The organism is Vibrio sp. 2033, assembly GCF_033339735.1.
Genome location: NZ_JAWOVC010000687.1, coordinates 1 through 551, shown reverse-complemented (window position 1 = coordinate 551; position 551 = coordinate 1). Strand labels below are relative to the sequence as shown.

The following is a 551-nucleotide window of genomic DNA, read 5'->3' as shown; positions in this document are numbered from 1 at the left end:
CTGCTTTTCGATCAGCTTTTCGAAGATCTCAAATTTCTGTTGATCGTAACGAGCAACGTTGACCGATTGTCCTAGGAACATCGGTTCTTTGAGTTGATCATTTTTTGTTTGGTTAAAAGTACTGTAAGCCATAGTGCCTCATTTCCTTTTATACCTCCCCCGCAAGGGAGGTATTCGATAATCTGTCTTTATGGATGGTGTTTTTACGCGGGTTAGATCTTACAACCGCCGCCCGCACAATCATCATCTTGTGGTTGAACCGCATCTTTTTGTTCGTCTTTCGCACCATCACGCGTGTTATGGTAGTAAAGCGTCTTAACACCAAACTTATACGCTGTAAGTAGGTCTTGAAGAAGTTTCTTCATTGGAACCTTGCCCGTCTCGTAACGCGATGGGTCGTAGTTTGTGTTTGCAGAGATCGCTTGGTCAACGAATTTCTGCATGATGCCAACAAGGTGAAGGTAACCGTCGTTAGAACCGATATTCCAAAGCAGTTCGTAGTTGTTTTTCAGTTCAGTGAACTCAGGAACAACTTGCTTCAAGATACCATC

The 551-nt window shown here is 43.4% G+C and carries 2 pseudogenes; both read right to left on the bottom strand.

From position 1 onward, the window contains the following. Positions 1-132 (bottom strand): annotated as a pseudogene (locus R7P74_RS28520) (class Ia ribonucleoside-diphosphate reductase subunit beta); the annotation flags it as partial. An 80-nt stretch (positions 133-212) separates the two neighbouring features. Further along, positions 213-551: pseudogene (locus R7P74_RS28515) on the bottom strand (ribonucleotide-diphosphate reductase subunit alpha); the annotation flags it as partial.